The organism is Streptomyces sp. NBC_01334 (assembly GCF_035983595.1).
Classification (GTDB): Bacteria; Actinomycetota; Actinomycetes; order Streptomycetales; family Streptomycetaceae; genus Streptomyces; species Streptomyces coriariae.
This window is the reverse complement of record NZ_CP130718.1, coordinates 5113974-5139441: the sequence shown is the minus strand read 5'-3', so window position 1 is coordinate 5139441 and position 25468 is coordinate 5113974. Positions and strand designations below refer to the sequence as shown.

At 73.5% G+C, this 25468-nt stretch carries 21 protein-coding genes; 9 read left to right on the top strand and 12 right to left on the bottom strand.

Translation table 11 applies throughout. From position 1 onward, the window contains the following. Positions 1-52: 52 nt before the first annotated feature. Positions 53-1702 carry a glycoside hydrolase family 13 protein gene (locus tag OG736_RS23035; protein WP_327184119.1) on the bottom strand — a complete coding sequence of 550 codons (1650 nt, stop codon included), beginning with the start codon at positions 1700-1702 and terminating at the stop codon, positions 53-55. Positions 1703-1970: 268 nt separating this feature from the next. Between OG736_RS23035 and OG736_RS23030 the strand changes: the two genes are divergently transcribed. Then, the gene (locus OG736_RS23030) at positions 1971-2942 is read left to right on the top strand and encodes an LAETG motif-containing sortase-dependent surface protein (protein WP_327184118.1); all 972 of its coding nucleotides are present in this window, start codon (positions 1971-1973) and stop codon (positions 2940-2942) included. Between the two features lie 142 nt (positions 2943-3084). On the opposite strand, the gene OG736_RS23025 is transcribed toward OG736_RS23030, so the two are convergent. Together OG736_RS23025 and thrS are read right to left on the bottom strand one after the other, a co-directional pair. Beyond that, positions 3085-4044, bottom strand: coding sequence for a nucleoside hydrolase (locus OG736_RS23025; RefSeq protein WP_327184117.1), 960 nt, complete (start codon positions 4042-4044; stop codon positions 3085-3087). Between the two features lie 57 nt (positions 4045-4101). Continuing rightward, positions 4102-5352, bottom strand: a complete 1251-nt coding sequence (gene thrS, locus OG736_RS23020) for a threonine--tRNA ligase (RefSeq protein WP_327184116.1) — start codon at positions 5350-5352, stop codon at positions 4102-4104. Between the two features lie 416 nt (positions 5353-5768). On the opposite strand from thrS, the gene OG736_RS23015 reads away from it, so the two are divergent. Then, a complete protein-coding gene (locus OG736_RS23015; RefSeq protein WP_327184115.1) occupies positions 5769-6554 on the top strand; it encodes a hypothetical protein in 786 nt (261 codons plus the stop codon). Between the two features lie 117 nt (positions 6555-6671). Here the strand turns inward: OG736_RS23015 and OG736_RS23010 are convergent, their stop codons facing one another. The 4 genes from OG736_RS23010 to OG736_RS22995 all read right to left on the bottom strand — a co-directional run bounded on the left by OG736_RS23010 (position 6672) and on the right by OG736_RS22995 (position 10653). Further along, positions 6672-7397 (bottom strand): GAF and ANTAR domain-containing protein, encoded by a 726-nt coding sequence (locus tag OG736_RS23010; protein ID WP_327184114.1) that lies wholly within the window; start codon positions 7395-7397, stop codon positions 6672-6674. A 93-nt stretch (positions 7398-7490) separates the two neighbouring features. After that, positions 7491-8243 (bottom strand): TIGR03943 family putative permease subunit, encoded by a 753-nt coding sequence (locus tag OG736_RS23005; RefSeq protein ID WP_327187684.1) that lies wholly within the window; start codon positions 8241-8243, stop codon positions 7491-7493. Then, positions 8240-9247 carry a permease gene (locus OG736_RS23000; RefSeq protein ID WP_327184113.1) on the bottom strand — a complete coding sequence of 336 codons (1008 nt, stop codon included), beginning with the start codon at positions 9245-9247 and terminating at the stop codon, positions 8240-8242. The genes OG736_RS23005 and OG736_RS23000 overlap by 4 nt, the downstream gene beginning before the upstream one ends. A 62-nt stretch (positions 9248-9309) precedes the next feature. Further along, positions 9310-10653: a helix-turn-helix domain-containing protein gene (locus tag OG736_RS22995; RefSeq protein ID WP_327184112.1), complete on the bottom strand. Its 1344-nt coding sequence runs from the start codon at positions 10651-10653 to the stop codon at positions 9310-9312. Between the two features lie 131 nt (positions 10654-10784). Here OG736_RS22995 and OG736_RS22990 point away from each other — a divergent pair, with 131 nt between their 5' ends. After that, entirely contained in the window at positions 10785-10955 is a 171-nt protein-coding gene (locus tag OG736_RS22990; protein WP_327184111.1) for a hypothetical protein, read from the top strand. Between the two features lie 70 nt (positions 10956-11025). Here OG736_RS22990 and OG736_RS22985 read toward each other — a convergent pair whose 3' ends face one another. Both OG736_RS22985 and OG736_RS22980 read right to left on the bottom strand, forming a co-directional pair. Then, a complete protein-coding gene (locus OG736_RS22985) occupies positions 11026-12516 on the bottom strand; it encodes a hypothetical protein (RefSeq protein ID WP_327184110.1) in 1491 nt (496 codons plus the stop codon). A gap of 78 nt (positions 12517-12594) precedes the next feature. Next, positions 12595-13857, bottom strand: coding sequence for a PP2C family protein-serine/threonine phosphatase (locus OG736_RS22980; RefSeq protein ID WP_327184109.1), 1263 nt, complete (start codon positions 13855-13857; stop codon positions 12595-12597). Between the two features lie 145 nt (positions 13858-14002). Between OG736_RS22980 and OG736_RS22975 the strand changes: the two genes are divergently transcribed. After that, complete coding sequence (locus OG736_RS22975) at positions 14003-14449, top strand: hypothetical protein (RefSeq protein WP_327184108.1); 447 nt, start codon at positions 14003-14005, stop codon at positions 14447-14449. A gap of 85 nt (positions 14450-14534) precedes the next feature. Here the strand turns inward: OG736_RS22975 and OG736_RS22970 are convergent, their stop codons facing one another. Next, positions 14535-15071 carry an SH3 domain-containing protein gene (locus OG736_RS22970; RefSeq protein WP_327184107.1) on the bottom strand — a complete coding sequence of 179 codons (537 nt, stop codon included), beginning with the start codon at positions 15069-15071 and terminating at the stop codon, positions 14535-14537. Positions 15072-15214: 143 nt separating this feature from the next. Between OG736_RS22970 and OG736_RS22965 the strand changes: the two genes are divergently transcribed. Continuing rightward, positions 15215-16123 carry a hypothetical protein gene (locus OG736_RS22965; RefSeq protein WP_327184106.1) on the top strand — a complete coding sequence of 303 codons (909 nt, stop codon included), beginning with the start codon at positions 15215-15217 and terminating at the stop codon, positions 16121-16123. Here the strand turns inward: OG736_RS22965 and OG736_RS22960 are convergent. Continuing rightward, positions 16020-17411, bottom strand: coding sequence for an aminotransferase-like domain-containing protein (locus OG736_RS22960; protein ID WP_327184105.1), 1392 nt, complete (start codon positions 17409-17411; stop codon positions 16020-16022). The genes OG736_RS22965 and OG736_RS22960 overlap by 104 nt on opposite strands. 81 nt (positions 17412-17492) lie before the next feature. On the opposite strand from OG736_RS22960, the gene OG736_RS22955 reads away from it, so the two are divergent. The 3 genes from OG736_RS22955 to OG736_RS22945 are packed head-to-tail and all read left to right on the top strand — an operon-like array spanning position 17493 to position 21255. Further along, entirely contained in the window at positions 17493-18275 is a 783-nt protein-coding gene (locus OG736_RS22955) for an alpha/beta fold hydrolase (RefSeq protein WP_327184104.1), read from the top strand. Between the two features lie 11 nt (positions 18276-18286). Continuing rightward, complete coding sequence (locus tag OG736_RS22950; protein WP_327184102.1) at positions 18287-19240, top strand: endonuclease/exonuclease/phosphatase family protein; 954 nt, start codon at positions 18287-18289, stop codon at positions 19238-19240. Between the two features lie 53 nt (positions 19241-19293). Then, entirely contained in the window at positions 19294-21255 is a 1962-nt protein-coding gene (locus OG736_RS22945; RefSeq protein WP_327184101.1) for an FUSC family protein, read from the top strand. A 9-nt stretch (positions 21256-21264) separates the two neighbouring features. On the opposite strand, the gene OG736_RS22940 is transcribed toward OG736_RS22945, so the two are convergent. Continuing rightward, a complete protein-coding gene (locus OG736_RS22940; protein WP_327184100.1) occupies positions 21265-23382 on the bottom strand; it encodes a PhoX family protein in 2118 nt (705 codons plus the stop codon). Between the two features lie 266 nt (positions 23383-23648). Here OG736_RS22940 and OG736_RS22935 point away from each other — a divergent pair, with 266 nt between their 5' ends. Continuing rightward, a complete protein-coding gene (locus OG736_RS22935) occupies positions 23649-25442 on the top strand; it encodes a VWA domain-containing protein (protein ID WP_327184099.1) in 1794 nt (597 codons plus the stop codon). Positions 25443-25468: the final 26 nt, after the last annotated feature.

Sequence of the window (25468 nt, the reverse complement as noted above, 5' to 3'; positions counted from 1 at the left end):
CCGGAATGTTTCACTTCCACTTCGGCCCCCGGTCGGAGCCACCACGGGTCCCCTAGGCCAGCCACACCGTCGTGTCCGGGCCCAGCAGCCCGTCGTCGTCGAGGGGAACGCTGCTCAGCAGCACCTCGCCCGGCGGCAGCGGCACAGGCGCGTCCGACAGGTTGGTCACGCACCGCCAGCCGTCGTGGCGGGCGAACGCCAGCACACCCGGCGGGGTGCCGTCCCGCAGCCAGTCGAGCTCCTCCCCGTCGAGCAGCTTGCGGCGCAGGCGCAGCGCCGTGCGGTAGAGCTCCAGCGTGGAGCCCTGCACGCCCTCCTGGGCCTCGACGGCGTACCGCGCGAAGTACGGCGGCTGCGGCAGCCAGGCACCGGACGCCCCGAAGCCGTACGACGCTCCCGTCGTCGTCCAGGGCAGCGGCACCCGGCAGCCGTCGCGGCCCTTGCGGACACGGCCCGTCTGCTCCCAGAGCGGGTCCTGGAGCACCTCCACGGGCAGGTCGGCGACCTCGGGCAGGCCCAGCTCCTCACCCTGGTAGACGTACGACGATCCCGGCAGCGCCAGCATCAGCAGCGTCGCCGCGCGGGCCCGGCGCAGACCGGCCGCCTCGTCGACGGGCGGGGCGTGGCCGCCGGAGAGGAGCCAGGCGTTGTCGTCCGTGCCCGGCGGCAGCATGAGGCGGGAGGCGTGGCGCAGGACGTCGTGGTTGGACAGCACCCAGGTGGCCGAGGCTCCGACGGCGCGGGCGGTGGCCAGGGAGTCGGTGACGACCGTACGGATCTCCTCGGCGTCCCAGCTCGCCTGGAGATACTCGAAGTTGAACGCCTGGTTCAGTTCCTCGGGGCGGGCGTAGAGGGCGCGGCGGGCACCCGGGACCCAGGCCTCGGCGACGGCCGTGCGGGGCGGGGTGTACGAGTCGAGGACGCGGCGCCAGTCGCGGTAGATCTCGTGGACCTCGTCGCGGTCGTAGAAGGGGTGGGTGCCGGGGGGCAGGCGGTCGAGGGCGTCCTCGCCGGCGAGTTCCGGTGTGCCCAGGTCACGGAGGGGTTCGGCGAGGTCCTTGGCGAGGGCGTGGGCCACGTCCACGCGGAAGCCGTCCACGCCCCGGTCGGACCAGAAGCGCAGGGTGGTGCGGAAGTCCTCGCGGACCTCCTCGTGGTCCCAGTTCAGGTCGGGCTGCTCACGGGCGAAGAGGTGCAGGTACCACTGGCCGTCGGGGACGCGCTGCCAGGCGCTGCCGCCGAAGACCGACTGCCAGTCGGTGGGCGGTAGTTCGCCGCTCGGGCCGCGCCCGTCACGGAAGACGTAGCGCTCACGGGCCGGGGAGCCGGGGCCGGCGGTCAGGGCCTCCTGGAACCACAGGTGCTGGTGGGAGGTGTGGTTGGGGACGAGGTCGACGATCACCTTCAGCCCGAGACGGTGGGCCTCGGCGGCCAGCGCGTCGAAGTCGGCCAGGGACCCCAGGCGCGGGTCCACGTCCCGGTGGTCGGCGACGTCGTAGCCGCCGTCGGCGAGCTCGGACGGGTAGAAGGGGGAGAGCCAGAGGGCGTCCACGCCGAGGCCGGCCAGGTGGGGCAGCCGGTCGGTGACGCCACGCAGGTCCCCGAGTCCGTCGCCGTCGGCGTCGGCGAAACTGCGCGGATAGACCTGGTAGACGACGGCCTGGCGCCACCAGTCGGGGCGGTGGGAGGAGAAGTCGGTCATGAGCGAAAGTCTGTCCATCTTGCCCGGAAAGTGAACGTGCGGGCCGTTCGGAGTGGATCATTCCGAACGTGAGGGAGATGTGACGGAACCTTGAACTCCCCGAGGTTTGACGCAGGTTGACAGCGGTCTGTGGTCCGCACGACGATGGGCCCACGCTGTGGCCCCTGTGACCGGAGGGCCTGGTGTTTCTTCTTCTGATCTGACCAATCAGCCCCGGCCATTCAGCTCTGGCCGATCAGTCCTGGCACTCGCCAAGAATGGGATACGCATGTCCATAGCGAGACGTGTCACCGTGCGCCGCCTGCTGGGGACGGGCGCCGCTTCGCTCACCCTGTGCGCCGCCTCAGTCGCCGCCGCCTCCGGCGCCTTCGCCGGCACCGGCACGCCCGGTGGCGACGGCTGGAAGTCCGGCGGCCAGTACCAGCCGGGGACGGGCGCGGGCACCGAGACGGGCACCGACCGCTGCCAGTTCTCGCTCGACGGCACACACTTCTACGACTCGGTCCGGGTCGACGACCAGAACCTCAAGCCGACCGAGGACGGCAAGATCCACGTCAAGGTCCGTGCGGCCGGCGACGCGTCGACGTGCACCGCCTCCCTCGCCTCCTACCTCGCCCACGGCTCCAGCTTCGGCACCTCCGGCGAGCAGGTCTTCGTCGACTTCGACAGCGTGACGGTCAAGCCCGGCCAGACCGACACCCTCGACATCTCCGTGCCCGACGCGGGCTGCTACGCGCAGATCGACCTCTACCGGGGCGCGGTCAAGTTCGACGGCAAGCTCGACGCGAAGGACGGGTTCGTCCACGGGGACCTGCCCAAGGGGCCGGACCGTCCGGTCATCAAGGACAAGCTGATCGCGGCCTGGAACGGCGGCACGAAGGACTGCACGGTCACCGAGCAGCCGCCGGCGTCCCCGCCGGCCGGGGGCGGGTCGTCGCCGTCGCCGTCCGCCTCGACCCCGTCGGAGCCGTCGAAGCCCTCGAAGCCGTCGGAGCCTTCCGAGTCGGCGTCCGGGAGCACGTCTCCGTCGCCGTCCGCGCCGGAGTCGAGCACGCCGACGCCGTCCGCGTCCGAGTCGACGAGCGCACCGGCCCCCACGCCGAACGGTGGCGGCGGTGACCTCGCCGAGACCGGTGCGGACAGCAACACCCCGCTGATCGCGGGCGGCGCGGCCGCACTGCTCGCGGGCGGCGCGGCGATCGTCGTCGCGACCCGGCGCCGCAAGGCGCTGCGCGGCTGACTCGGACGAGTGGCCGGCTGAGAGGCCGGCTCGGCTGATGTGACGCGGGTCTGGGGACCATGTCCCCAGACCCGCGTTCTGCCTTGAGGGCTTGTGGAGCACGTGGAGACGTGCAGCTTGCGGGGCCGGCGGGGCTTGCGGGCTAGCCCTCCACCGCCGTCAGCCACAGCTTCACGTATCGATCGACGTCCACGTCCAACGCCACGTCCACGAGGGTCTGTTCGCGTGCGCCCTCGTGGATCTCGGACTCGCCGGGGCGCGGGCGGCGGTCGACGACCGTCTGGCCGCGGGCCGGACCGGGGGCCAGCGAGACCTCCACCGGGAGGAGCTCGGTGGTCAGTCCCGCCGGGTCCGCCACCGCGCAGACCGCGCCCGCGTCGCCGAGGCCACCGGTGGGCGTGGGGTCGCCGGAGGTGGCCGGGTCGCGGTGGGCGAGCAGTTCGCCGGCCAGCCGGAGACGGGGCTCCGGACTCGCCCGCAGCCGCGCCACGTCCGCCGCCGGCACCAGGACCCGCTTGAAGACGTCCAGGCCGTACATGGTGATCGGCACACCCGCGGTGAGCAGGATCGCCGCCGCCTCCGGGTCGTGCCACACGTTGAACTCCGCGACCGGCGTGGCGTTCCCGGTCGTCACCGCGCCGCCCATGAACACGATCCGCTCGATGTTGCGGGTCACCTCCGGGTGGGTGCGCAGCAGCAGGGCGATGTTCGTCAGCGGGGCGGTGGGGACGAGGGTGACCGGGCGCGGGGAGGCGAGGATCTCCCGGCGCAGCAGCGTGACCGCGTCCACGTCGACCGGCCTGCGGGTCGGAGCGGGCAGACCGAGGTCCCCCATGCCGTCCTGGCCGTGCACATGGCTCGCCGTGCGGACCGGTTCGATCAGTGGCCGCTCGGCGCCCCGGGCGACCGGGATGTCCCCGGCGCCCGCGTACTCCAGCACGGTCAGCGTGTTGCGGACCACGCCGTCCACGTCCGTGTTCCCGGCCACGCACGTCACCGCCCGCACGTCCAGGCCGGGATGGCGCACCGCGAACAGCAGGGCGAGGGCGTCGTCGACGCCCGTGTCGCAGTCGATGATCACGGGGATGGGCTGCTCGGTCACCTCAGGGACTCCTTCCGCACCACGTTCGCCGTCGCCACCGACCCTATGCGGGCGCGTTCACACCCACAGCCCGGTCCCGCGGGCCGCCGCCCGCTCCCCGATCCGGCGGACCAGCTCGTCGGCGGACAGCGCCCCCGGGCGGCGGCCGTCGCGCAGCCGTACGGCGGCCAGGTCGCCCTGCGCCTCCCGCTCCCCGATCACCGCCTGGTAGGGCACCAGCCGGGCCGCCCGGACCCGGGCCCCCAGGCTGCCCCGGTCCGGCCCGGCGAGTTCCGCCCGGAGCCCTGCTGCCACCGCCCGCCGCACCAGCTCCGCCGCCTGTTCCTCCTGCGCCTGCGACACCGGCAGCACGGCCAGCTGGACCGGCGCCAGCCAGACGGGGAACGCGCCGCCGTGTTCCTCGAGGAGATGCGCCACGGCCCGTTCCACACTGCCGATGACACTGCGGTGCACCATCACCGGGCGGTGTTTCGCCCCGTCGGCGCCGATGTAGTGCAGGTCGAAGCGTTCGGGCTGGTGGAAGTCGATCTGGACGGTGGAGAGGGTCGCCTCGCGGCCCGCGCGGTCGGTGATCTGCACGTCGATCTTCGGACCGTAGAAGGCGGCCTCGCCCTCGACGGCCTCGTAGGCGATGCCCGCTTGCCGAAGGACCTCCCGGAGCAGCTCGGTGGCCCGCCGCCAGAGCTCCGGGTCGGCCACGTACTTACCGCCCTCGCCCGGCAGGGAGAGCCGGTACCGGGCCGGGCGGATCCCCAGGTCGGCATAGGCGCGGCCGATGAGTTCCAGGGCGGCCCGGGCCTCTTCGACGGCCTGCTCCAGGGTGCAGAAGATATGGGCGTCGTTGAGCTGGATGGCCCGTACGCGGGTCAGCCCGCCGAGCACACCGGACGGCTCGGAGCGGTACATGCCGCCCAACTCGGCGATACGGAGCGGCAGTTCGCGGTAGCTGTGGGAGCGGGAACGGTAGATGAGCGCGTGGTGGGGGCAGAGGCTGGGGCGCAGCACGACCTGCTCGGCGCCCAGTTCCATCGGCGGGAACATGTCCTCGCTGTAGTGGTCCCAGTGACCCGAGATCTCGTACAGCTCGCGCTTGCCGAGGACCGGCGAGTACACGTGCCGGTAGCCGGCGGCGCGCTCGGCCTGCCGTACGTACTCCTCCAGGGCGTGGCGTACGACCGCGCCGTCCGGCAGCCAGTACGGCAGGCCCGCGCCCATCAGGGGGTCGGTGTCGAAGAGGCCGAGCTCACGGCCCAGGCGCCGGTGGTCATGGCCGTGGACGTGCTCCGGGTCGCGGTTCCGGTCGTTCATGAGGGCTCCCTCGCTCGGGGAGGGGCGAGGAACCGGAGCACGTCGAAGCCCCGGGGCACTCGCCCCGGGGCTTCGGACATCCAGTTCGTGGATCAGCGCGCCGGGACGGGGTCCGGCGTCGTCGTGAGGGACGGCTGGGCGCGCTTCATGCCGACGACGGTAGCAACGGGGTCCCGCCCGACGCGATCCGTTTTCCCGCGTCGCCCAATCCGCCCGTCTGCCGCCCCGTCACCCACCCACTCCGCCGTCACCCGCCCACTCCGCCGTCCGCCGTGCCGCCGACCGCCCGCACCACCTGCACCACCCGCCCGCACCAACGCCGGTAACCCGTACGGCCCGCCGCGCTGGTCGGCTCGTGGCACCGGTGTTGCCGTGAGAGGAGGCACCCGCGCGCGCACTCCTGGAGGCACCCCCCGATGGCCCGTCCCCCCCTCCTCGCCTCCACGCTCCTCCTCGTCGCCGTCGCCACCCTCACCGGCGGCTGCGCCACCCTCGGTCTGGAACACCCGCCGACCGCCGCTCCGGCCACCCCGACCGTCGAGCGGTCGTCGGCCAGGCCCACCGCGCCGACCACCTCGCCCGTCCTCACCGAGGCGCAGGCGCGCGCCGCCCTCATCACCGAATCCGACCTCGGCGCGCCCTGGACCCCGACCCGTGGCGCCGCCACCTGGCGGGACGGCATGCTCAAGGCGACCACCTCGGTCCCCGACTGCCAGAAGTTCCTCGACGCCCTCTACGCCGACGAGCTGCTCGGCGGCCCCGCCCGCGCGGTCGTCGGACTCGACGACCCGGACGCCGGCGCCCAGCTGCGCTACCAGCTCAGCGGCAGCCGTCCGGCGGACGTCGACGCCCGGCTGGCCTGGCTGAAGACGATGCCGCAGAAGTGCGCCCGGTTCACGGCCAAGGCGACCGGCGACACGGTGCTGGACGCGCAGGTCTCCGAGCTGCCGCTGCCGGAGGTGGGTGACCTCCGCCAGGGCCTGCGCGTGACCCTGACGATCTGGGCGACGGCCGAGGAGAACGCCGGCGGCGATCCGACCGCCCTCACCCTGGACGTCGCCGCCGTCCGGGCCGGCGAGGACTCCTTCGCCCTCACCAACGGCGGCCTGAACGACGCGCCGAACGCGGCGACCCAGGCGGCCGTCCAGCTCGGCGTCCGGCGACTGGCCGACGTCAGACAGCAGGGGAAGGTGCAGGTCTGAGGCGCTGGGGCGAGCGCCCCGGCGAGTGCGTGCGGGTACGGGGTCGGAGAGGCGAGGTCAGGAGTCAGAGGGGCGGGGCTGAGGATCGAGGTCAGAGGAGCGAGGTCAGGGGGGAGGTCAGAGGAGCGGGTCGTCGTCGAAGCGCGTCCGCAGGGCGACCAGCTCGTGGGACAGTTCCAGCACCGTACGGCTCCTCGCGAAGGCGTGGCCGCGCAGCAGCGACAGCGCCTCGTCCGCGGCGACCCCGAGCTGGGCCATCACCATCCCGACGGCCCGGTACACATCGTCGTGGTCGGTGGCCAGCGGGCTGAGCCAGCGGCCGACGTCGTCCGGGTCGTCCGACTCCGCCCGCGGCAGCGCCACCAGCGCGTCCGTCACCCTCTCGGCCACCACCCGCGCCCTGCCGACCTCCTCGGCGGCGAGCTCGCCGGGCACGTCCCGGTAGAGATCGAGGGTGCCCACGCACACCGCGCGGTCGCCCAGCGGCAGCGCGTACACCGACCGCAACCCGAGCGCCGCCGTCTGCTGGGCGAACACCGGCCAGCGGGAGGCGTCCCGGCTCGACATCAGATCCCGGGCGGAGACCACCGAACCGGTCTCGACCGCCTCGAAGCAGGGCCCGTCCCCCAGGCTGACCTGCATCTCCATCACATACGCGGCCCGCTCGTCGCTCGCGCTCAGCGGCACCGGAATTCCGTCGCCGCGCAGTGACATGCTCGCCCCGCTCACCGGCAGCAGCTTCAGCACGGCGTCGCACAGCCGCTGCGGCACCTCCCGCGGACCGGCGCCGCGCGTCTCCTCGGCGATGACTTCGGCGACCCGGTCCCGATCCCGGTGGTCCATGGTCATCACCTGCCATCACCTGCGTCGACGGGCCGGCTCGCCTCCCGTGGTGCGCCGGGTACCCCTCCCGCTCGCCGGGAGAACCTGCCTCGGCTACGGCTTCTCGTACGGATCCGCCGGCTGTTCCACCTGCGTGACCGTGGCCGCGTCCAGGACCGGCGGCCAGGCCGCGTCGGAGCCGAGCTTGCCCTTCGGACGCCAGGCGCCGGTGACCGTGACCCAGGTGTCGGCGGGCAGGACGTCGTCGTCCGCGTCCCGGATCTCGACCTTGCCGGTGGTGGCGTCGGCGGCGCAGCAGGTCACAACCAGGCGGGTGACGTACCAGGCGCCGTCGTCGCCGTGGGTGACGAAGCCGGTCAGGCGGACGGTACGGCCCTTCAGCGAGTGTCCGCTGTCGTAGATCGCGCGCGAGCTGAACTCGGCGACCGTCAGCTCGACCGGGTTGCCCGCCGGGAGCGCCGGGAAGGTGCCGACGCCCTGCGCGGCCCGCTGGGCGGCCTCGCGGCCGGCGCTGTAGGAGCCGAGGGCCGGGGGCGGGAAGAGGAGCAGTGCGAGGGCCGGGAGCGTGAGCAGCCAGGCGACGCGGGGCCCGGCGGGGCCGTGGGAATGCCCCTCGTGACCGGCGTGCCCGTCGGCGCCCCCGTCGCCGCCCTCGTGAGGGCTGGGCGTGCGGTGGCGCAGGACCGCCGTCACGAGGCCCAGCAGCACCAGGGCGACCCCGGACACGATCAGGTAGGGCCGCAGGCCCGCCTGCACATAGCGCAGGTACAGATCGCCGAAGAGGGTGATCCGCAGGACCGCGCCGCCCGTCAGGAGGAGCAGCGCCGCCGGTCCGTACCGCCTCACAGCAGCCACCACCCCACGAGAACGCTGGCGGCCACTGCCACCACCCAGGTCGCCGACGCGAACCGTACGGCGAAGGACCGGCCGAAGGTGCCCGCCTGGAGGGCGAGCAGCTTCAGGTCCACCATCGGGCCCACCACCATGAACGCCAGCCGTGCGGTCGCCGGGAAGGCGCTCAGGGAGGCGGCGACGAAGGCGTCGGCCTCGCTGCACACGCACAGTACGACGGCCAGTACGGCCAGCAGCGGCACGGCGAGCCAGGGCGACCCGGTGAAGAGGTCGAGGACCGAGCGCGGGACCGCGATGTTGAAGGTCGCCGCGGCCGCCGCGCCCAGCACCAGGAAGCCGCCCGCGTGCAGGAAGTCGTGCTGAAGTCCGGTGAGGAAGGCGCGGGCGCCGGTGGTGTGGGCCGACGGCGTGCCGCGCCCCGGGAGCCGCAGCCACTTCTCCTTCCCGAACCGCGCCCACAGCCAGCCCATCAGCACGGCGGTGCCGAGCGAGGCGAGCAGCCGGGCCAGGACCATCTTCGGCTGGCCCGGGAAGGCGATGGAGGTCGCGACGAGCACGACCGGGTTGATCGCAGGCGCGGAGAGCAGGAAGGCGAGGGCGGCCGCCGGGGCGACCCCGCGCCGCATCAGGCTCCCGGCCACCGGCACGGAGGCGCACTCGCAGCCGGGCAGCACGACCCCGGCGACACCGGCCACCGGCACGGCGAGCGCGGGGTTGCGCGGCAGGAGCCGGCGGAACACCCGCTCCGGCACGAACGCGCCGATCGCCGCCGAGACGACCGTACCGAGCAGCAGGAAGGGCACCCCCTGGACGGCGACGGCGGTGAACACCGTCCACCAGGCGGCCACCGGCGGGGTGTAGAGGTCGAGCGCGAGCAGCGGCCCGAGAACGGACACGACGGTCGCGATGGCGACGAGCGCGGCACCCCCGAGCACGGCGTACACGGACGCACGCACGACGACCCGCAGGCCGTCGGCCACAGTCCGTTGATTCTGCACGCCTCGCAAACTAGCGGCGACGGCTGTGCCCGACCGGCCGCTTTCCCAAGAGAATGCTGTGACTACAGCGGCGGCTGCGCGGGAGCCGGCCCCAGGGTCGTCGTCCCCGGCGCCGTGCGGTGCCCGAGCCCCGTGCGATACGCGTCGAGCGCCGCCTCCACCCGCCCCGTACGCCGCAACAGATCCCCCAGCATCCGGCACAGATCGGCGAGATCCCCCGCGGCCCCCGCCCGCTCCAGCAGGCTGAGAGCGCGCACATAGTGCTCCTCCGCCGCCTCCGTGTCCCGCGCGTCCTCGGCGATGATCCCGAGCAGCCGGTGCGCCCCCGCGGAGTGCACGGCGCCGCGCTCGGGCGACAGATCCCCGAGGACGGTGTGCAGCAGCGCGGCGGCCTCCTCCGACTTGCCCCGGCGGTGCAGGACGTCGGCCAGCTCGACGGCGACCTGGCTGCTGTAGAGGGCGGCGCGCTGCGCGGAGAGCATGGCCTGGGCTTGCTTCAACTCGTCCTCGGCGCGCCCAAGTTCGCCGTTCTGCGCGTAGACGTAGCCACGCATCCAGTGGCAGTTGGCCAGCTCGGTACGGAGCTGGAGCTGACGGTAGAGCTCGGACGCCTTGGCCAGCGAGGCGTCGGCCTCCGCGAGGCGGCCCTCGGCGAGCAGGGTGCGGGCGACGGACCGGTGCATACGGGCGACCAGGGCGGGGTCGCCGACCTGGGGCGCGAGGGCGAGGGCGAACTCGGCGGCCTGCGCGGCGCGGGCCTGAGCGCCCATGTCCATGTACGGGCCGATGACGGAGGCGTACAGGAGGAGCAGCGCGTCGGGGTCGTGCAGCCCTCCCCGGTTGAGCTCGTCGAGGGTGGATTCCAGCAGGTAGACGGCGTAACGGAGTTCACCGGCGAGGTAGTGGGCGACAGCGCGGCCGCGCAGGGCGGGGACGCGGGCGGGGAGCGGCGCGTGCGCGAGAGCGGCCTCGGCGCGCTCGAAGCAGCGCAGGGCCGTGTCCAGGTCTCCCGTGTCGATCCCGCACTCCCCGAGGCCGAGCAGCGCGGTGGCCTGCTCCTCCGCCAGCCCGTGCTCCTCGGCCTCCGCGAGCAGCCCGGTGTACTGGAGGGCCGCCTCCTCGGCCGCCCCGGTGGCCAGCGCCCGCTGGGCCTCGGTGAGACGGAGCCGCAGATCGGTGACGAGGCGGGCGGGCCGGCCGGTCGCCAGCTCCTCGAAGTCGACGCCGAGCCGCTCGGCGATGTGTTTGAGCGCCTCGTCGGAGGGCCGCACCCGGCCGGCCTCCAGCGTGGAAACGTAGGCGGGGGTGTACGTCGGCTCGGCCAACTGCCGTTGTGTCAGCCCTCGTTCGACCCGCAACCGCTGCACCCGGCGACCGACGACCTCCGGTTCGTCCCGCTCTCCCACGCCCGGCTCCCCCAACTACCCCTGTGCCTCTTGCCGTTGGACTATCTCAGCCCCTAGGTTAAACGGCGAGTTAAGCATGCTTAACAGCTTGCTGACGTGAGTATCGCAGTCGCCGACGTTGCGAGGTAGCCGTGCCCGGACGCACATCCGCACGCCCTTCCGCGCCCTATGTCAGGGCGGTCGCCGCGGCCGTCCTGACCGTGACGGCCCTGATCACCGCGGCCAACGCGGGCCCCGCCAGAGCGACGGACGCCGGTCCGGCCTCCCCGACGGCCCGGCACGAGACGGCGGAGCGCCGCTAGGGCCTGCCGCCGGGCGCCTCGGACTCCCCCGCCCGTCCGTCGGCGGCGGCCGCTTCGTCACGGGGGCGGCTCAGCCCTGCGTCTGAAGCTGCCGCAGCTGCTGCCGGACGTGGTCCAGCGCGCCCTCGCGGCGGCCCGGTACCCGGCCGCGCAGCTGCGCGATCTCGGAGCCCAGTGCGCGGGCCCGCGGCACGTCGGGGATCCGCCCCCACTGGTGGTGCGCCCGGTCGACCGCCGCCTCCACGGCGGGCGCGTCGACCGGCTGCCCGGCCTCCAGCCGGGCGACGGCGACCGCCATCCAGGTACGGCAACTGCGCTCGGCGTCCCCCGCGAACATCGCCAGATCCGCCCGCACCTCACCCCAGTGCAACGCCTCCTCGGACCCGACCCCCCACGAGACGGCGGCCGCCTGCTCCAGCCGAGCGGCAAGAACATCGGCATCACCGTGCCGCCCGTCCCGCACGGCGGTGGAGATGGCGACGTGGGGATCGACAGGTACGCCGGGTCCGGCGGGCACGCCGGGTACGCCGGGTACGCCGGAGGCCGCGGGTACGCCGGAGGTGGCAGGTGCGCCGGAGGCGGTGGGCACGCCAGGTGCGGCAGAAGTGGCAGGTACGGCCGAGGCGAGAGGTGCGCCCGGGGCGGTGGATTCACCGCGAGCTGCGGGTACGGCCGAAGTGAGAGGTTTTCCCGAGGCGGCGGATACACCTGGAGCGTCGGGCACGGCCGAGGCAAGAAGTGCGCCCGAGGCCACGGGGGCGCCTGACACGACAGGTACTCCGGAAGCGGCGGGTGCGAGCGGTGCACGCGGGGCACCAGACCCGTCGAACGCGCCAGGCACCCCAGGAACCGCCGGTGCGAGCGACGCCAGAGGTGCACGCGAGGCACCAGGATCACCGAACGCGGCCGGTGCGTCGGAGGTGGTGGGGGTGGACCAGGGGGTGAGTACCAGGTCGCCCACCTCGCCGTCTCCCGCGATGCGGGCCAGCGCCGCCTGGTGCAACCGGTCGACCGCCGGACGGCCTCCGCTGCGCAGTATCGTCGCGACCGCCCTCATGTACGACGGCGCGGCGACGGCCCGGCGGCCCGGCGGCGGTGCGATCCGCCCGTAGACGGCGACCGCGGGCCCGCAGTCCAGGGTGTTCCCCCGCAGCCAGTCCCAGGTCTCCGGGTCCGCGCGCAGATCGAGCACCAGGGTCGTGGAGCCGGGCGCGCGCAGCCGCAGCTCCTCCCGGAACCAGTGCCACGGGAACGCCGTGTACCGCACGGTCGGCGGCGTCGTACGGGCGAGCGCCAGGTGGGGCAGCCGTTGCCGCCGGTCGAGCTGCAGCTGACCCGCGACGAACAGGGTGAGCGGCCCGGGGGCCACGGCGGCGGCCCGCAGCCGGGTGAGAACGGCCTGCGGATCCAGCGGATCGGCGAGTTCGACGACGTTCGCGGTGTCGGTGCCGGCCAGCACGGGAGGCGGCACGGCCGCGAGCACGGGGAGCACGGAGGCCGCGTCCACCAGACATCCCTTGCCCATGGGCGAGGCCGCGAGCAGCAGCACGGTTCCGGGCATGGTCCCCTCCCGCATGGTCCCCTCCCCTGTCGATCACGTACCTCAGCACCGTAACCGCTGCGGGTGCAAAGGGGACCCTCAGGCCTGCAAACGTCCCCCTACGGGGCCTTCGTCGGCCGACGGCGCTGGCGTCACCGGCCGCACCGCGAAGACCGTCGTGTCGTCGGCGAGACGCCCTCGGCAGTGCCGCAGCGTGCCGTCCCGTACGAAGGCCACCAGCCGGCCCGGCTCGGCGGTCCGCGGATCGCGGGCGAGGCCGGCCGCGACCTCCTCGGCCAGCGGATAGAACTCACCTGCGCCGTCCCGCGCCTCGGTCACCCCGTCGGTGACCAGCAGGAGCGTCTCACCGGGGGCCACGGCCACCCGCAGCACCGGCGGGGGCCCGTCGTCCTGCGCGACGAGCTCGCCGAGGCCGAGCGGAAGCCCGTCCCCGTGCGGCAGGGCCCGTACGCCCTGCGGCCCGCCGACCGCGAGCGTCGGCTCGTGCCCGAACCCGACGATCTCGACCACGCCCCGCTCCCCCACGGCCATCCCGTTCTCCCCCTCCACGCCGTTCCCCCGCCCGGGGAACCCGATCAGCACGGCCGTGGCGAACCGGTCGCCGTCCGCCCACCCGAGGGCCGCGGTGTGCGCACGGTGCCGTCGCATCCGGGTCTCCAGCCGGCCGGCCACGGTCGCCAGATCCGCCTCGTGGTACGCGGCCTCGCGGAAGGTGCCCAGCAGCGCGGCCGCCGCCTCCACCGCGCCCAGGCCCTTGCCCTGGACGTCACCGAGGAGGACCCGGGTGCCGTGCGGACCCGGCTGGATGTCGTAGAAGTCGCCGCCCACCCGGGCCTCGGCGTCGGCGGCCAGATAGACCGCCGCGTGGTCGAGGCCGCCCCAGTGCGGCGGCAACGGACGCAGCACCGTACGGCGGGTCGTCTCGGCGATGTGCATCATGTGCAGCATCCGCCGCTCGGCGCGCACCCGGACCGACGCGGCGAGCACGGACAGCACACCGCCGACGAGCACCAGCACGAAGTCGGCCGCGCCCTCCCGGTACTCGGAGGGCCAGGCGGCGTCGCTGGTGACGTAGGTGAGCAGGGCGAGGACCGCGAAGAGCGCCGTCGTCCACACCCCGCAGAGCGCGGCGGCGATGGCGGCGACGAAGACGCACCAGGAGACGATGCGGAACTCGCCGGTGGTGTGGAAGTCGGCGTAGGTGATGGCGACGAGCATCACCAGCGGCACGAGCCAGGTGACGCTGCGGCCCCGGATCTGGAGCAGCTGGTGCCGCTGAAGGACGTCCCGGCGCCGGGCCCGCGGAAAGCGGTCGAGCAGGCCGTGACCGCCGGACTCCATGAGGTCAGCGAAACACGGGGGCGCAGCGCCCGCATCCGGGAACCGGCGGACGAACCCGCTGAAGGAACCCGCCGCACCCGACTTGCCACCGCCCCCGCCCAGGTGTGCCCTGGTAGGCGGGGGGCGAGGAGAGAGGAGTCCTCTCATGGCTCATGCGGCACCCGCGTCAGGCGCACGGACACCGTCCGCACGGTCCCGTACGACCGACGTCTTCAGCGAACGGGCCCACCGGGCCGCGGAGTGGACTACACCCGTGGCCCTGGGGCTCGTCTACGGCTACTGGGTCGCGGCCAACAACCGCTCCGGAGGCCCCATCACCGGCTGGAACCTGCTGCTCGGCTTCGTGAGCGCGATCGTGTTCGCGGCCCTGTGGACGGGCATCCACGCCCTGGCCCCACACATGCGGCGCGAGCTGCACGCCCTGCTGTGGACGGCGTTCGCCGGCTGCGCCTTCGGCTTCCTCTACAGCCAGACCGGCGCGACCGTCCTGCGCTCCGTGGGGATGTCCCTGGCCATCTCGGCAGGCGTCTTCCTGACGCTGTTCTACCGCTTCTACACGCAGGAGGACGCGGCGGGAAAACGTATCCGCTGATCCGCCCACCGCAGGCGTCCGCGCAAGGACGCACACGGGCCCCGGCGTTGTACGCCGGGGCCCGTGCCTTCCCTCATCCCTCCACTCACCGGCCGACCGGGACCCACTCCCAGTCACCCGACGAGGTTCCTGATGTCGCGGTGGTGCTGAAGCTCCAGGAGCCGGAGAAGCTGAACGTCACGGAGGCCGAGACGCCGACCGAGCCGTTGGTGAACGGGTCGTCCCAGTTGGTCCAGTCGCCGTTCTTCCACCGCGGACACGGGTCGGCGCAGTCGGGCACCCGTGCGCCGCCGGTGTCCACGAAGGCGGCGCTCGCCCAGCCCTGGGCGCCGAAGAGCCAGTACCAGTCCGGGTTGCCGTTGACGCTCTGCCCCTTGACCCTGCACTGCACACGGTCGTGACTGCCGGGCGCGAGCGTCGCGACGACGTGCGAGCGGGTGGTGGGTTCCTGTCGCACACTCAGCTCGGAGCGGGAGACGACGGTGCCCCTGATCGAGCTGTTCCCGTCGCCGCCGCTGGTCGGAGGGGCCGCCGCCGCCGTGGTTCCCAGCGTCGCGCCGGCGAGGGTGCCGCCGGTGAGCAGGGCCGCGGCCAGAGTCCGCAGGGCCAAAGTGGTGCGCATGATCGACCTCCTTCTCCCCAGAACCAGGAAACACCCGTTTGGGTGAACCCTCCACCGGAGCGCGTCGCCAGGCCTGCGCGGGGCGCCACCCGGACGGCCGCCATGGGCTCGCGTTCCCCGCCCGGACCCCGTTGCCTGGAGGGGTGTCCCCAAGCCTGCGGACCGCCCTCTCGGCCGTCCTCGTCGCGCTGTCCTGCCTGCTCGTGCCGTTCGGTGCGCTCGCGGCCTGGGCGGCGTACGGCCTCACCGACACCCGCGGCTATGTCGCCACGATGGCGCCGCTCGCCTCCGACCCCGCCGTACGGAACGCCGTCGCGGACACGGTGGGTGACGCAGTGGCACGCGAGGCCGGGCTGAACCCGCTCTTCCTGCGGGACGCGGTCCGCTCCTTCACCGCGACCCGCGCCTACCGCACGGCCTGGGACGCGGGCAACGAGGCGGCCCACACGGCCGTGATGAGGGCGCTGAACGACGAGAGCGCCGAGCGCGACACCCACCCGGTGACCGTGGACCTCGCGACCGTCACCTCACCGCTGAAGCGTCAACTGACGGCCGAACATGTGCCGTTCGCCGACCGGGTGCCGGTGGAGCACACCCGTGTCGCACTCCTCCCGCCAGCTGGACTGGCCGCTCTCCGGAAGGGCTACCACGTGCTCGACGTAGCCGGTTTCTGGCTGCCCCTGGCAGCCGTCGTGTTCGCGATGGCCGGTATCTCCCTGGCGGTCTCCCGCCGCCGGGCGGTCACGGCGACGGCCCTCGGCACCGCCCTGGGTGGCGCGTTGCTGGGTCTCGCCGTCGCGATCGCCCGCCGTCTGACCCTCTCCGACCTCCCCGACGAGGCCCACCGCCCGGCCGCGGGCGCGGTGTACGACGCCCTCACCGCGACCCTGCGGACGGCCTCCTGGCTGCTGCTCGCGCTGGGCCTGACGGTGGCGGCGGCGACCTGGCTCATCCGCCGGCGCTCCCCGGCGGTCCGTCTGCTGCGACGGCGGCGAGTGTGCGCAGCGCCCGTGCCAACTCCTCCTCCGGAGCCGACGCGAGTCCGAGCCTGACCGCGTCGGGGGTGCGGTGCGGGTCGACGGCGAAGGCGGTCCCCGGGGTCACGGCGATGCCGTGCGCGGCGGCTGCGGCGGTGAAGGTGTCGGCCCGCCAGGGCGCGGGCAGCTCCCACCAGGCGAAGTAGGCGCACGGATCGGTCTGTACCGCGCCCACCGTGCTCTGCTCGCCGAGGTGCTCGGTGACGTGCTCGGTGCGGTGTGCGGTCAGGTGCTCGGTGAGGATCGCCTGGCGCCGGGCGGCGTCCGCCCGCTTCTCCTCGACGAGCCGCCGCACCACCCCGTCACCCGTCCACCGCACGGCCGCCTCCAGCGCGAACCGTCCCGCGCTCCACCCGCCGGACCGCACCGCCGCCCCCACGGCCTCCGCCCGGTCCTCCGGTACGACGAGAAAGCCGACGGTCAGCCCCGGCGCGACCCGCTTGGACAGCCCGTCGACGACATGGGTCAGCCCCGGGGCGTGCGCGGCGAACGCGGCGGCGTCCGGGCGGAGGAAGGACCAGATGCGGTCCTCGACGACCGGCAGCCCCAACGCGACGACGAGGTCACCCAGTTCGCCCCGCCGCCGCTCGCTCATGGTCGAGGACGTCGGGTTGTGGAGCGTCGGCTGGAGGTAGAGGGCGGAAAGCGGAGCGGCCCGGTGGACGGCGGCCAGAGCGTCCGGCCGTACTCCTTCCGCGTCACCCGCGAGCGGGACGAGAACCACCCCCAGCCGTCCGGCGATCTCCTTGACCAGCGGATAGGTCAGCTCCTCCACCCCGACCCGGCCGCCCGGCCGGACCAGGGAGGCGAGGGCGGCGGCGATGGCCTGCCGGGCGTTGCCGGTGAACAGCAGCTGGGCGGGGTCGGGCCGCCAGCCCGGCACGGCGAGGAGCCGCGCGGCGCTCTCGCGGGCGGCCGCGGTCCCGTCGGCGGCGCCCGGACGCATGGCCTCCGTCAGCACGTCGGCCCGCAGCAGCGGCGCGAGGGAGGCCGCGACGATCTCCGACTGTCCCGCGGCCGAGGGGTAGTTGAGCTCGAGGTTGACGGGCGCGGAGGTGGCCGTCTCGATGAGCGCCCGCCCCTGCGCGACGGCCGGCGCGGCCCGCACGAAGGTCCCTCGCCCCACCTCGCCCACCACCAGGCCACGCCGCACGAGTTCGCCGTAGACCCGTCCGGCCGTGGAGGGCGCGATGCGGTGCCGCCGGGCGAACCACCTTTGCGGGGGCAGCTGTTGGCCGGGGCCGAGCCGTCCGGCGACGATGTCTCCGGCGATGCGGTCGGCGATGAGCCGGAAGTCGGCCATGGGGACTCCTGGAACCTGGGATTGCACCGAGAGCAAAGATCTTATTGCACCGAGAAGACGGCCCGCCCTACTGTCGCTCCCATGGCACCCTTCCTCGCATACGAGGACAAAGGCGCGGATACGCCCCCGGCGCTCCCCCTCGTCCTCGTCCACGGCCACCCCTTCGACCGCACCATGTGGGCCCCGCAGATCGAGGCGTTCTCCCCCACCCGCCGGGTGATCGCCCCCGACCTGCGCGGTTACGGCGCGTCCCCGGTGGTCCCCGGCATCACGCTGCTCTCCGACTTCACCCAGGACATCGCGGCGCTCCTGGACGAGCTGAAGGTGGAGACGTTCGTGCTGGCCGGGCTGTCGATGGGCGGCCAGATCGCGATGGACATCTGCTGGCAGTTCCCCGACCGCGTCCGGGGTCTGGTCCTCGCCGACACCTTCCCGGCGCCGGAGACCCCCGGCGGCAGACTGGCGCGCAACGAGATGGCCGACCGGCTGCTCGCGGAGGGCATGCGGGGCTACGCCGACGAGGTCCTGGAGAAGATGGTCGCCCCCTACGCGGCCCCCGAGGTGAAGGCCCACGTCCACCGCATGATGACGTCGGCGCCTCCCGAGGGCGCCGCCGCCGCACTGCGGGGCCGGGCCGAACGCCCCGACTACCGGCCCCTGTTGACCCGCGTCACCGTCCCCGCCCTGGTCGTGGTCGGCGAGGACGACGAGTACACCCCGGTCTCGGACGCGGAGGCGATGCACGCGGCGCTCCCGCACTCCGAGCTGCGGATCGTCGAGGGCGCGGCCCACCTGCCGAACCTGGAGCGGGCGGGCGAGTTCAACAGGGTGTTGGCGGAGTTCCTGGCGAAGACCGGGGCGTAGCCTTCGGCGGGATGAGGTCGACGCGAGGACGGCTCCTCGGCGCCTGGTGCGCCGGGCTGCTGCTGGCCGGGGTGAGCGTGGTCGTCGGATGCCGGATCGCCGACACCGATGCCGTGACTCCCGTACCGCAACTGCTCGCCTTCCTGCCGTGGCTGACCGTGCCCGCCGGGGCCGCCGTCGCCCTCTCGCTGCTCGCCCGCTGGTCGGCCGGGCTCATCTGGGGAGCGGTCGTGCTCGGGCTGCTCGCCTGGTTCGTCGAGCCGTACGGGAGGGGGGAGCAGCCGGACGGGCCGGTGCTCGCGCGGCTGCGGGTGCTGACGTCGAACGTGGAGTTCGGGTGGGCGACCGACGCCCTGATCCCGGTCGTCCGGCGCGAGCGGCCGGACATCGTCTTCGCGCAGGAGTGCGAGTACACCTGTCAGGCGGCGGTGGTGAAGGAGCTCGGGGCCGCCTATCCGTACCGGCAGGCCGTCGCGGGCGACAGCTCCGTCGGGTCCGTCGTCCTCAGCCGGTTCCCGCTGACGGCCACCGCGGGCGTGCCCGGCAGCATGGGCATGCCGGGGGCGGTGGCCGATGTCGGCGGACATGCCGTACGGCTCCAGCTCGCGCACCCCAAACCCCCGCTGCCCCGCCAGGTGTCCCTGTGGAAACGGGAGCTGGGGCGCCTGCGGGACTTCGCCGCCCGCTACGGGAACGCCCCGCTCGTCCTCGCCGGGGACTTCAACGCCTCCCAGGACCACGCCGCCTTCCGCCGCGTCCTCGGCACCGGACTGCGCGACGCGGCCCGGCTCGCCGGCGAGGACCGCGAGCCGAGCTGGCCCAGCCGCACCGCGCCCGCCTTCGGCACACAGATCGACCATGTGCTCGTGTCGCAGAACTTCTCGGCGGCCGGGGCCCGCTTCCTCCACCTCGCCGGCACCGACCACCGCGCCCTGGTCGTCGACCTCACCCTCCACCAGGGCTGACGGCCGGGGACCGGCTGGACCGGCAGCCGGGGCGGGGTGCCCATAATGAGCGCATGTCCCGCGAGTTCCCCATCGGCCTCACCCCTCCCGACTGGCTGGTCCGGAACCTCCGCTCCCAGCGGTCCGCCGTCAACCGGCCCGCCGTCGCCCGCGCCGCGCTCGCCATGACGCTGCCGCTGCTGATCGGCCTCGCCGCGGGACAGCCCGCGTACGGCGCGCTCGCCTCCATGGGCGCCCTGTCCGGTGTCATCGGCGACACCGCCGACGCCTACCGCATGCGGATCATGAACATCGCGATCCCACAGCTCTTCGGAGCGGTGGGCGTCACCCTGGGATCCCTCGTGTACGGGCACGGGTGGCTCGCGGTGGCCGTCGTCACCGGCGTGGCGCTGGTCTCCGGGATGATCTCGACGATCGGGGCGGTGGCGTCCGTCTCCGGACTGCTGCTCCTGCTCAACTCCGTGGTGGGGGCCGGACTGTCGATGCCGGGGGAGTGGTGGCTGGCGCCGCTCCTGATGACCGGCGGCGGGCTGCTCGTGCTCCTCCTCGCCCTGCTGGCCTGGCCGCTGCGCTCCGGGGTGCCGGAGCGCACGGCGGTCGCCGCCGCCTATCGCGCGGTCGCCGATCTGCTGGCCGCCTGCGGCAGCGAGGTCCCCGGCGCGTACGAGGACGCCCGGCACACCGTCACCCAGTCCCTCAACCAGTCCTACGACCTGGTCCTCGCCCGCCGTACCGGACAGCACGGCCGCAGCCCCGAACTGACCGTGCTGGTAGCCGAGTTGAACGCCATCACCCCGGTGGTGGAGGCGGCCCCGGCGGCCCACCTGGACGGCCGCCCGCTCCCTGCGGAGGTCCCCGAGGCCGTACTCCATCTCGCACGGGCCGTGGAGACCGGCTTCACCGGGCCGATAGGGCTCCGACTGCCCGACCCCGGCTCCGAGACCGCGCGCGCCATCGACCACGCCCTGCGGCACGCCGCCGAAGTGGTGGCCGCCCCCGACCCCGACCCCCGGGGCGTCGACGACCGGCTCGGCCGTCCGGCCGGCCTGCGGGTCCGCGCCGCCCGCGCCACCCGCGACGTCGCCCTCTCCGCCGCGTCCTGGCGCTACGGCCTGCGGCTGGCCCTGTGCATCGGCCTCGCCCAGGTGCTGGTCTCGATCGTCCCGGTGTCGCGCTCCTACTGGGTGGCCCTGACGATCACCTTCGTGATGAAGCCCGACTTCGGCTCGGTGTTCTCACGGGCGCTGCTGCGGGCGCTCGGCACCGTGGCCGGCCTGGTGGTCGCGGCGGCGGTGCTGTCACAGGTGCCGCGCGGCTACTGGGACGTGCCGGCGATGCTGCTGCTCGCCTCGCTGATCCCGGCCCTGACCCCGCGCGGGTACGGCTACCAGACCGCGGCGATCACCCCGGTGATCCTGCTGCTGTCGGACGTCCTCAACCACCAGGGCACCGCGCTGCTGCTCCCCCGCCTGGTGGACTCGCTGATCGGCTGCGGCATCGCGCTGGTGGCGGGCTACCTCCTGTGGCCGGAGAGCTGGCACACCAGGGTCGGCGACCGGCTGGCGGACGCCGTCGCGGACACGGCCCGCTACGTCGACTCGGCCTTCGGCCCGGCCGTCGACCCCGCCGAACGCGCCCGGATGCGCCGCCGTCTCTACCGCGACCTGTCCGTCATCCGTACGGAGTTCCAGCGCGCCCTGACCGAGCCGCCGCCCACCGGACGCCGGGCGGCGGCCTGGTGGCCGCTGGTCGTCGCGGTGGAACGCATCGTGGACGCGACGACGGCGGCCCGGGTCCGGGTGAAGCACGGAGCCGGGCCGCCGTCGTCGCGGGAGGTCGGTCATGTCACGCTCCAGCTGCGGGAGCTGGCCGACGGCCTGCGCGACACGGATGTGCTGTACCCCGTCCGCACCGACCTGACCGGCCCTCCCGGCAGCGTCCTGGAGCCCCTGCGCCAGGAGGTCGCGGCGGCGAGGGCGATCGCCTCACCGCACGCGGACGACCGGCGCCGATAGCCGAGGCGGCTAGACCCCGATGTCCTCGCCGTCCTTGCGCCACACGGCCACGACCGCCGGGCGGACGATCTTCCCGGGGCCGTCCGGCCAGGTGCTCGCCGGCTTCTCGACCGTGGCGCCGTCGATCTCGCCCGGGTGCTGCACGGCGACGAGCACCCGCCGGTCCTGGACGATCGGGCCGCAGGTCTCCGCACCCTTCGGCACCGTCAGGAACTGCTTCAGCTCGCCGCGCCGAGAGCCGCGCGTCGCGACGCCGAACAGCCCGTCGTGCGAGCCGAGCTGGCTGCCGTCGGTGGAGATCCACAGGTTGCCGTGCGGGTCGAAGGCCACGTTGTCCGGGCAGGAGATCGGGCTGACGTCGTCCTTCGGGAAGCCCGCGAAGTAGGTCGCCGGGTCGTCGGGGTCACCGGCGACGAGGAACAGCGACCACGCGAACGTGGTGCTCTCGGGACGGTTACGCCGCTCGGTCAGCTCCAGGATGTGCCCGTGCTTGTTGGCGTTGCGCGGGTTGGCCTCGTCGGCCTTGGCGTTCGCGCCGACGCCGCGGTTGGTGTTGTTGGTGAGGGCCACGTACACCTTGCCGGTGACGGGCGAGGGCTGGATGTCCTCGGGCCGGTCCATCTTCGTCGCGCCGACCTTGTCCCCGGCGAGCCGGGTGAAGACGAACACCTCCTCGGCGCTCATCCCCTCGACGTGCGAGACGGCGCCCTTGGCGGTGGCGGTGGCGATCGGGATCCACTCGCCGCTCCCGTCGAACTCGCCGTCGGCGGGCAGCTTGCCGGTGCCGTCGATCTCGATCGTGGGGGAGTCGCCGGTGAGCCTGGCTACGTAGAGCGTGCCCTCGTCGAGCAGCGACAGGTTGTGCTCGCGGACGGCCCGGCTCGACCCCTTCTTCATCCGCTTGCTGCCGACGAACTTGTAGAAGTAGTCGAACCGCTCGTCGTCACCGGAGTAGACGACCGGCCGCCCGTCCTCGGTCAGCCGCACGGTCGCGGCCTCGTGCTTGAACCGGCCGAGGGCGGTGTGCTTGCGGGGCGTGGAGTTCGGGTCGTACGGGTCGAGCTCGACGACGTACCCGAAGCGGTGCACCTCGTTCGGCTCCTGGGCGACGTCGAACCGCTTGTCGAACCGCTCCCACTTGCGCTCGGTCGCGCCGGTCCCGATCCCGTACCGCTTGTCCGTGGCCCGGCCGCTGTTGGCGAAGTACTGGTTGAAGTTCTCCTCGCCGTGCAGCGTGGTGCCCCACGGCGTGGTGCCGCCGGAGCAGTTGTTGAGCGTGCCGAGCACCTTCGTGCCGGTCGGGTCGGCGGAGGTCTTCAGCAGGTCGGAGCCCGCGGCGGGCCCGGTGAGCCGGAACTCGGTGGTGGCGGTGACCCGCCGGTTGAGGTGGTGCCGGGGCACGGCGGTCAGCTTGCCGGTCCTGCGGTCCTCCTGCACGACGACCACGCCGAGCCCGTGCGCCGCCCAGGCGACCTCGACCTGCTGCCGGGTGGGGTTGGCGGCGTCGTAGCCACGGAACATGAGCACTTCGTCGGTGTACTCGTGATTGGCGACGAGCAGCTGCCGGTCGCATTCGCCCGGAATCGGCAGCAGCGCCAGGAAGTCGTTGTTGTAGCCGAACTGTCCGGCCTGCGCGGCGGCGGTCTGCTTCTCCGGGTCGAAGGCGGGAGCGCCGCGCAGGATGGGCTCACCCCAGCGGATGACGACATTCTGCCCGTATCCGTCCGGAACGGTGACGGCGTCTGCGGTATTCGGAGCGACAGAGCTGTACCGCAACCCACGGGCGCCCTTGGCGGCCGGTTTCCCGGAATTCCCGGAACCCCCGGAATTCCCGGCGGATTGCCCGGAATTCCCGGCGGACTTTCCGGATGTATCGGCCGCCGCGGGCAGCGCACCGGCCACACCCGCGGTCCCGGCGGCGGCCGCGACGGTGACGACCGCGGCGGCTCGCACCATCGCGCGGCGGCCGATCGCCCCCGCGATGACCTCACCGACGTACTCGTTGTCGCTGGTGTTGGGCACCTCGTGGAAGCAGGCGTCACCACACCGGAAGCGGCAGGTCATGGCGGAGCGTCCGCCGGGATGGGACTGGGACGGCGTTCCGATCAGCGGCAGAAGCTTGCGCACCTTTAATCTCCCCTTGCATGCCCTTGGTGTGCTCGTGACGTTAGGGGCACGTATGTGCGGAGGCGCTGCTGTGGGATGAACGGAAAGTGAAGCCCCGGCAGCCACAAGGGTGTTGGACTTGCGCGGAGGGGGTGCCGAGGCGGTATTGACACACCTGGATTCCTTACACTCACCCCTGCCCAAGATCACCATCCGGGGCCGTTAACCTTACGTGTCCGTCCTGGCCAGGGATTGACGGGCTTCAACTCACGCGAAGGGTTGCGCACATGGGCATTCTCACTCTCCTGCGGAACGCGTTCGGACGGTCACGCAAAGAGCGGGCCGCCGAGGCAGAGGGTGCGGAACAGGTTCCTTCGCAGGAACAGACCGCCTCCGAGGAGCGGGACCAGGAGTCGACCGGGGCTGCCCCCACGTCGGCAGCGGCGCCGACCCCGGCGCCCGAACCGACGGTCCCCTCCCCCTCCCCCGAACCCACCCCGAGGGCCACTCCCACGGCCCAGGTCCCGGAACCCCGCCCGGCATCCCAGGACGAACACGACCTCGTCTCAGCGGCCTTCGACAACGTCTCGGTCCCCAAGCCGACCCAGTCGACGGAGGACCTGCCGACGGAGGACCTGCCTACTGCGACGGCGGAGACGCCCGAGCCGGCGGCGGAGCCGAAGGCCGAGGCTGAGGCGACGGTCGAGGCTGTGGCCGAGGCCGAGGCCGAGCCGACGGCGGAGGCTTCCGAGCCGACGGCCGAGCCCGAGGCTGAGCCGACAGCTGAGGCTGAGCCGACGGCCGAGCCCGAGGCTGAGGCTGAGGCGCCGGTCGAGGCCGAGCCGACAGCTGAGGCTGAGGCGCCGGTCGAGGCCGAGCCGACAGCTGAGGCTGAGGCGCCGGTCGAGGCCGAGCCGACAGCTGAGGCTGAGGCGCCGGTCGAGGCTGAGGCTGAGCCGACGGCCGAGGCGCCGGTCGAGGCCGAGCCGACGGCCGAGGCGCCGGTCGAGGCCGAGCCGACGGAAGAGGCTGAGGCGGAAGCCGAACCGACGGCGGAAGCCCAGGCTGAGGCGCCGACGCAGGCTGAAGCGAAGGCCGAGGCCGACGAGCCGCAGGCCGAAGCGAAGGCCGAGGCCGAGGTGGACGAGCCGACGGCTGAGGCGGTGATCGAGGACCCCGCACCGGAAACGGCCGAGGAGCCCGCGGCCGCCGAAGGCGAAGCCGATGACGAGGTCAAGGCCGAGGCCGAGGCCGAGGTCACGCCCGAGCCCGAGGCCGAGCCGACCGCCGTCGCCGACGAGCCCGCGGCCACCGAGGGCGGGGACGAGGTCCAGGCCGAGGCCGAGGTCACGCCCGAGCCCGAAGCCGAGCCGACCGCCGTCGCCGACGAGCCCGCGGCCACCGAGGGCGAAGCCGAGGCGGCCCCGGCCGAGACTCATGCCACCCCCGCGCTCCCCGCCGGCCTCGCCACCGCCTACGCCGCAGCGGCCACCGCCCTGGAGGCAACCCACCTCACCACCACCCGAGCGAAGCTCTACCTCGTGCTGGACCGCTCCGCGAGCATGCGCCCGTACTACAAGGACGGCTCCGCCCAGGCCCTCGCCGAGCAGACCCTCGCCCTCGCCGCCCACCTGGACCCCGAGGCCAAGGTCCACGTCGTCTTCTTCTCCACGGAACTGGACGGCACCGGCGAGCTGACCCTCACGGACCACGAGAACAAGATCGACGAGCTGCACGCCGGCCTCGGCCGCATGGGCCGTACCAGCTACCACGCGGCGGTCGAAGCGGTCCTCACCCACCACGAGAAGGAAGACGCGGACACCCCCGCCCTGGTCGTCTTCCAGACGGACGGCGCCCCGGACGCGAAGACCCCGGCCACCCAGTCCCTCACGGACGCGGCGAAGAACCACCCCGCCGTCTTCTTCTCCTTCGTCGCCTTCGGCGAGCCCGACAACAAGGCCTTCGACTACCTCCGCAAGCTGAAGACCCCCAACACGTCCTTCTTCCACGCGGGCCCGACCCCGCGCGAACTGACGGACGCCGAGCTCTACGAAGGCGTACTGGCCACCTGGCGCCCGTAGGCCCCCTTCGGGGGGTGGAGAATCAC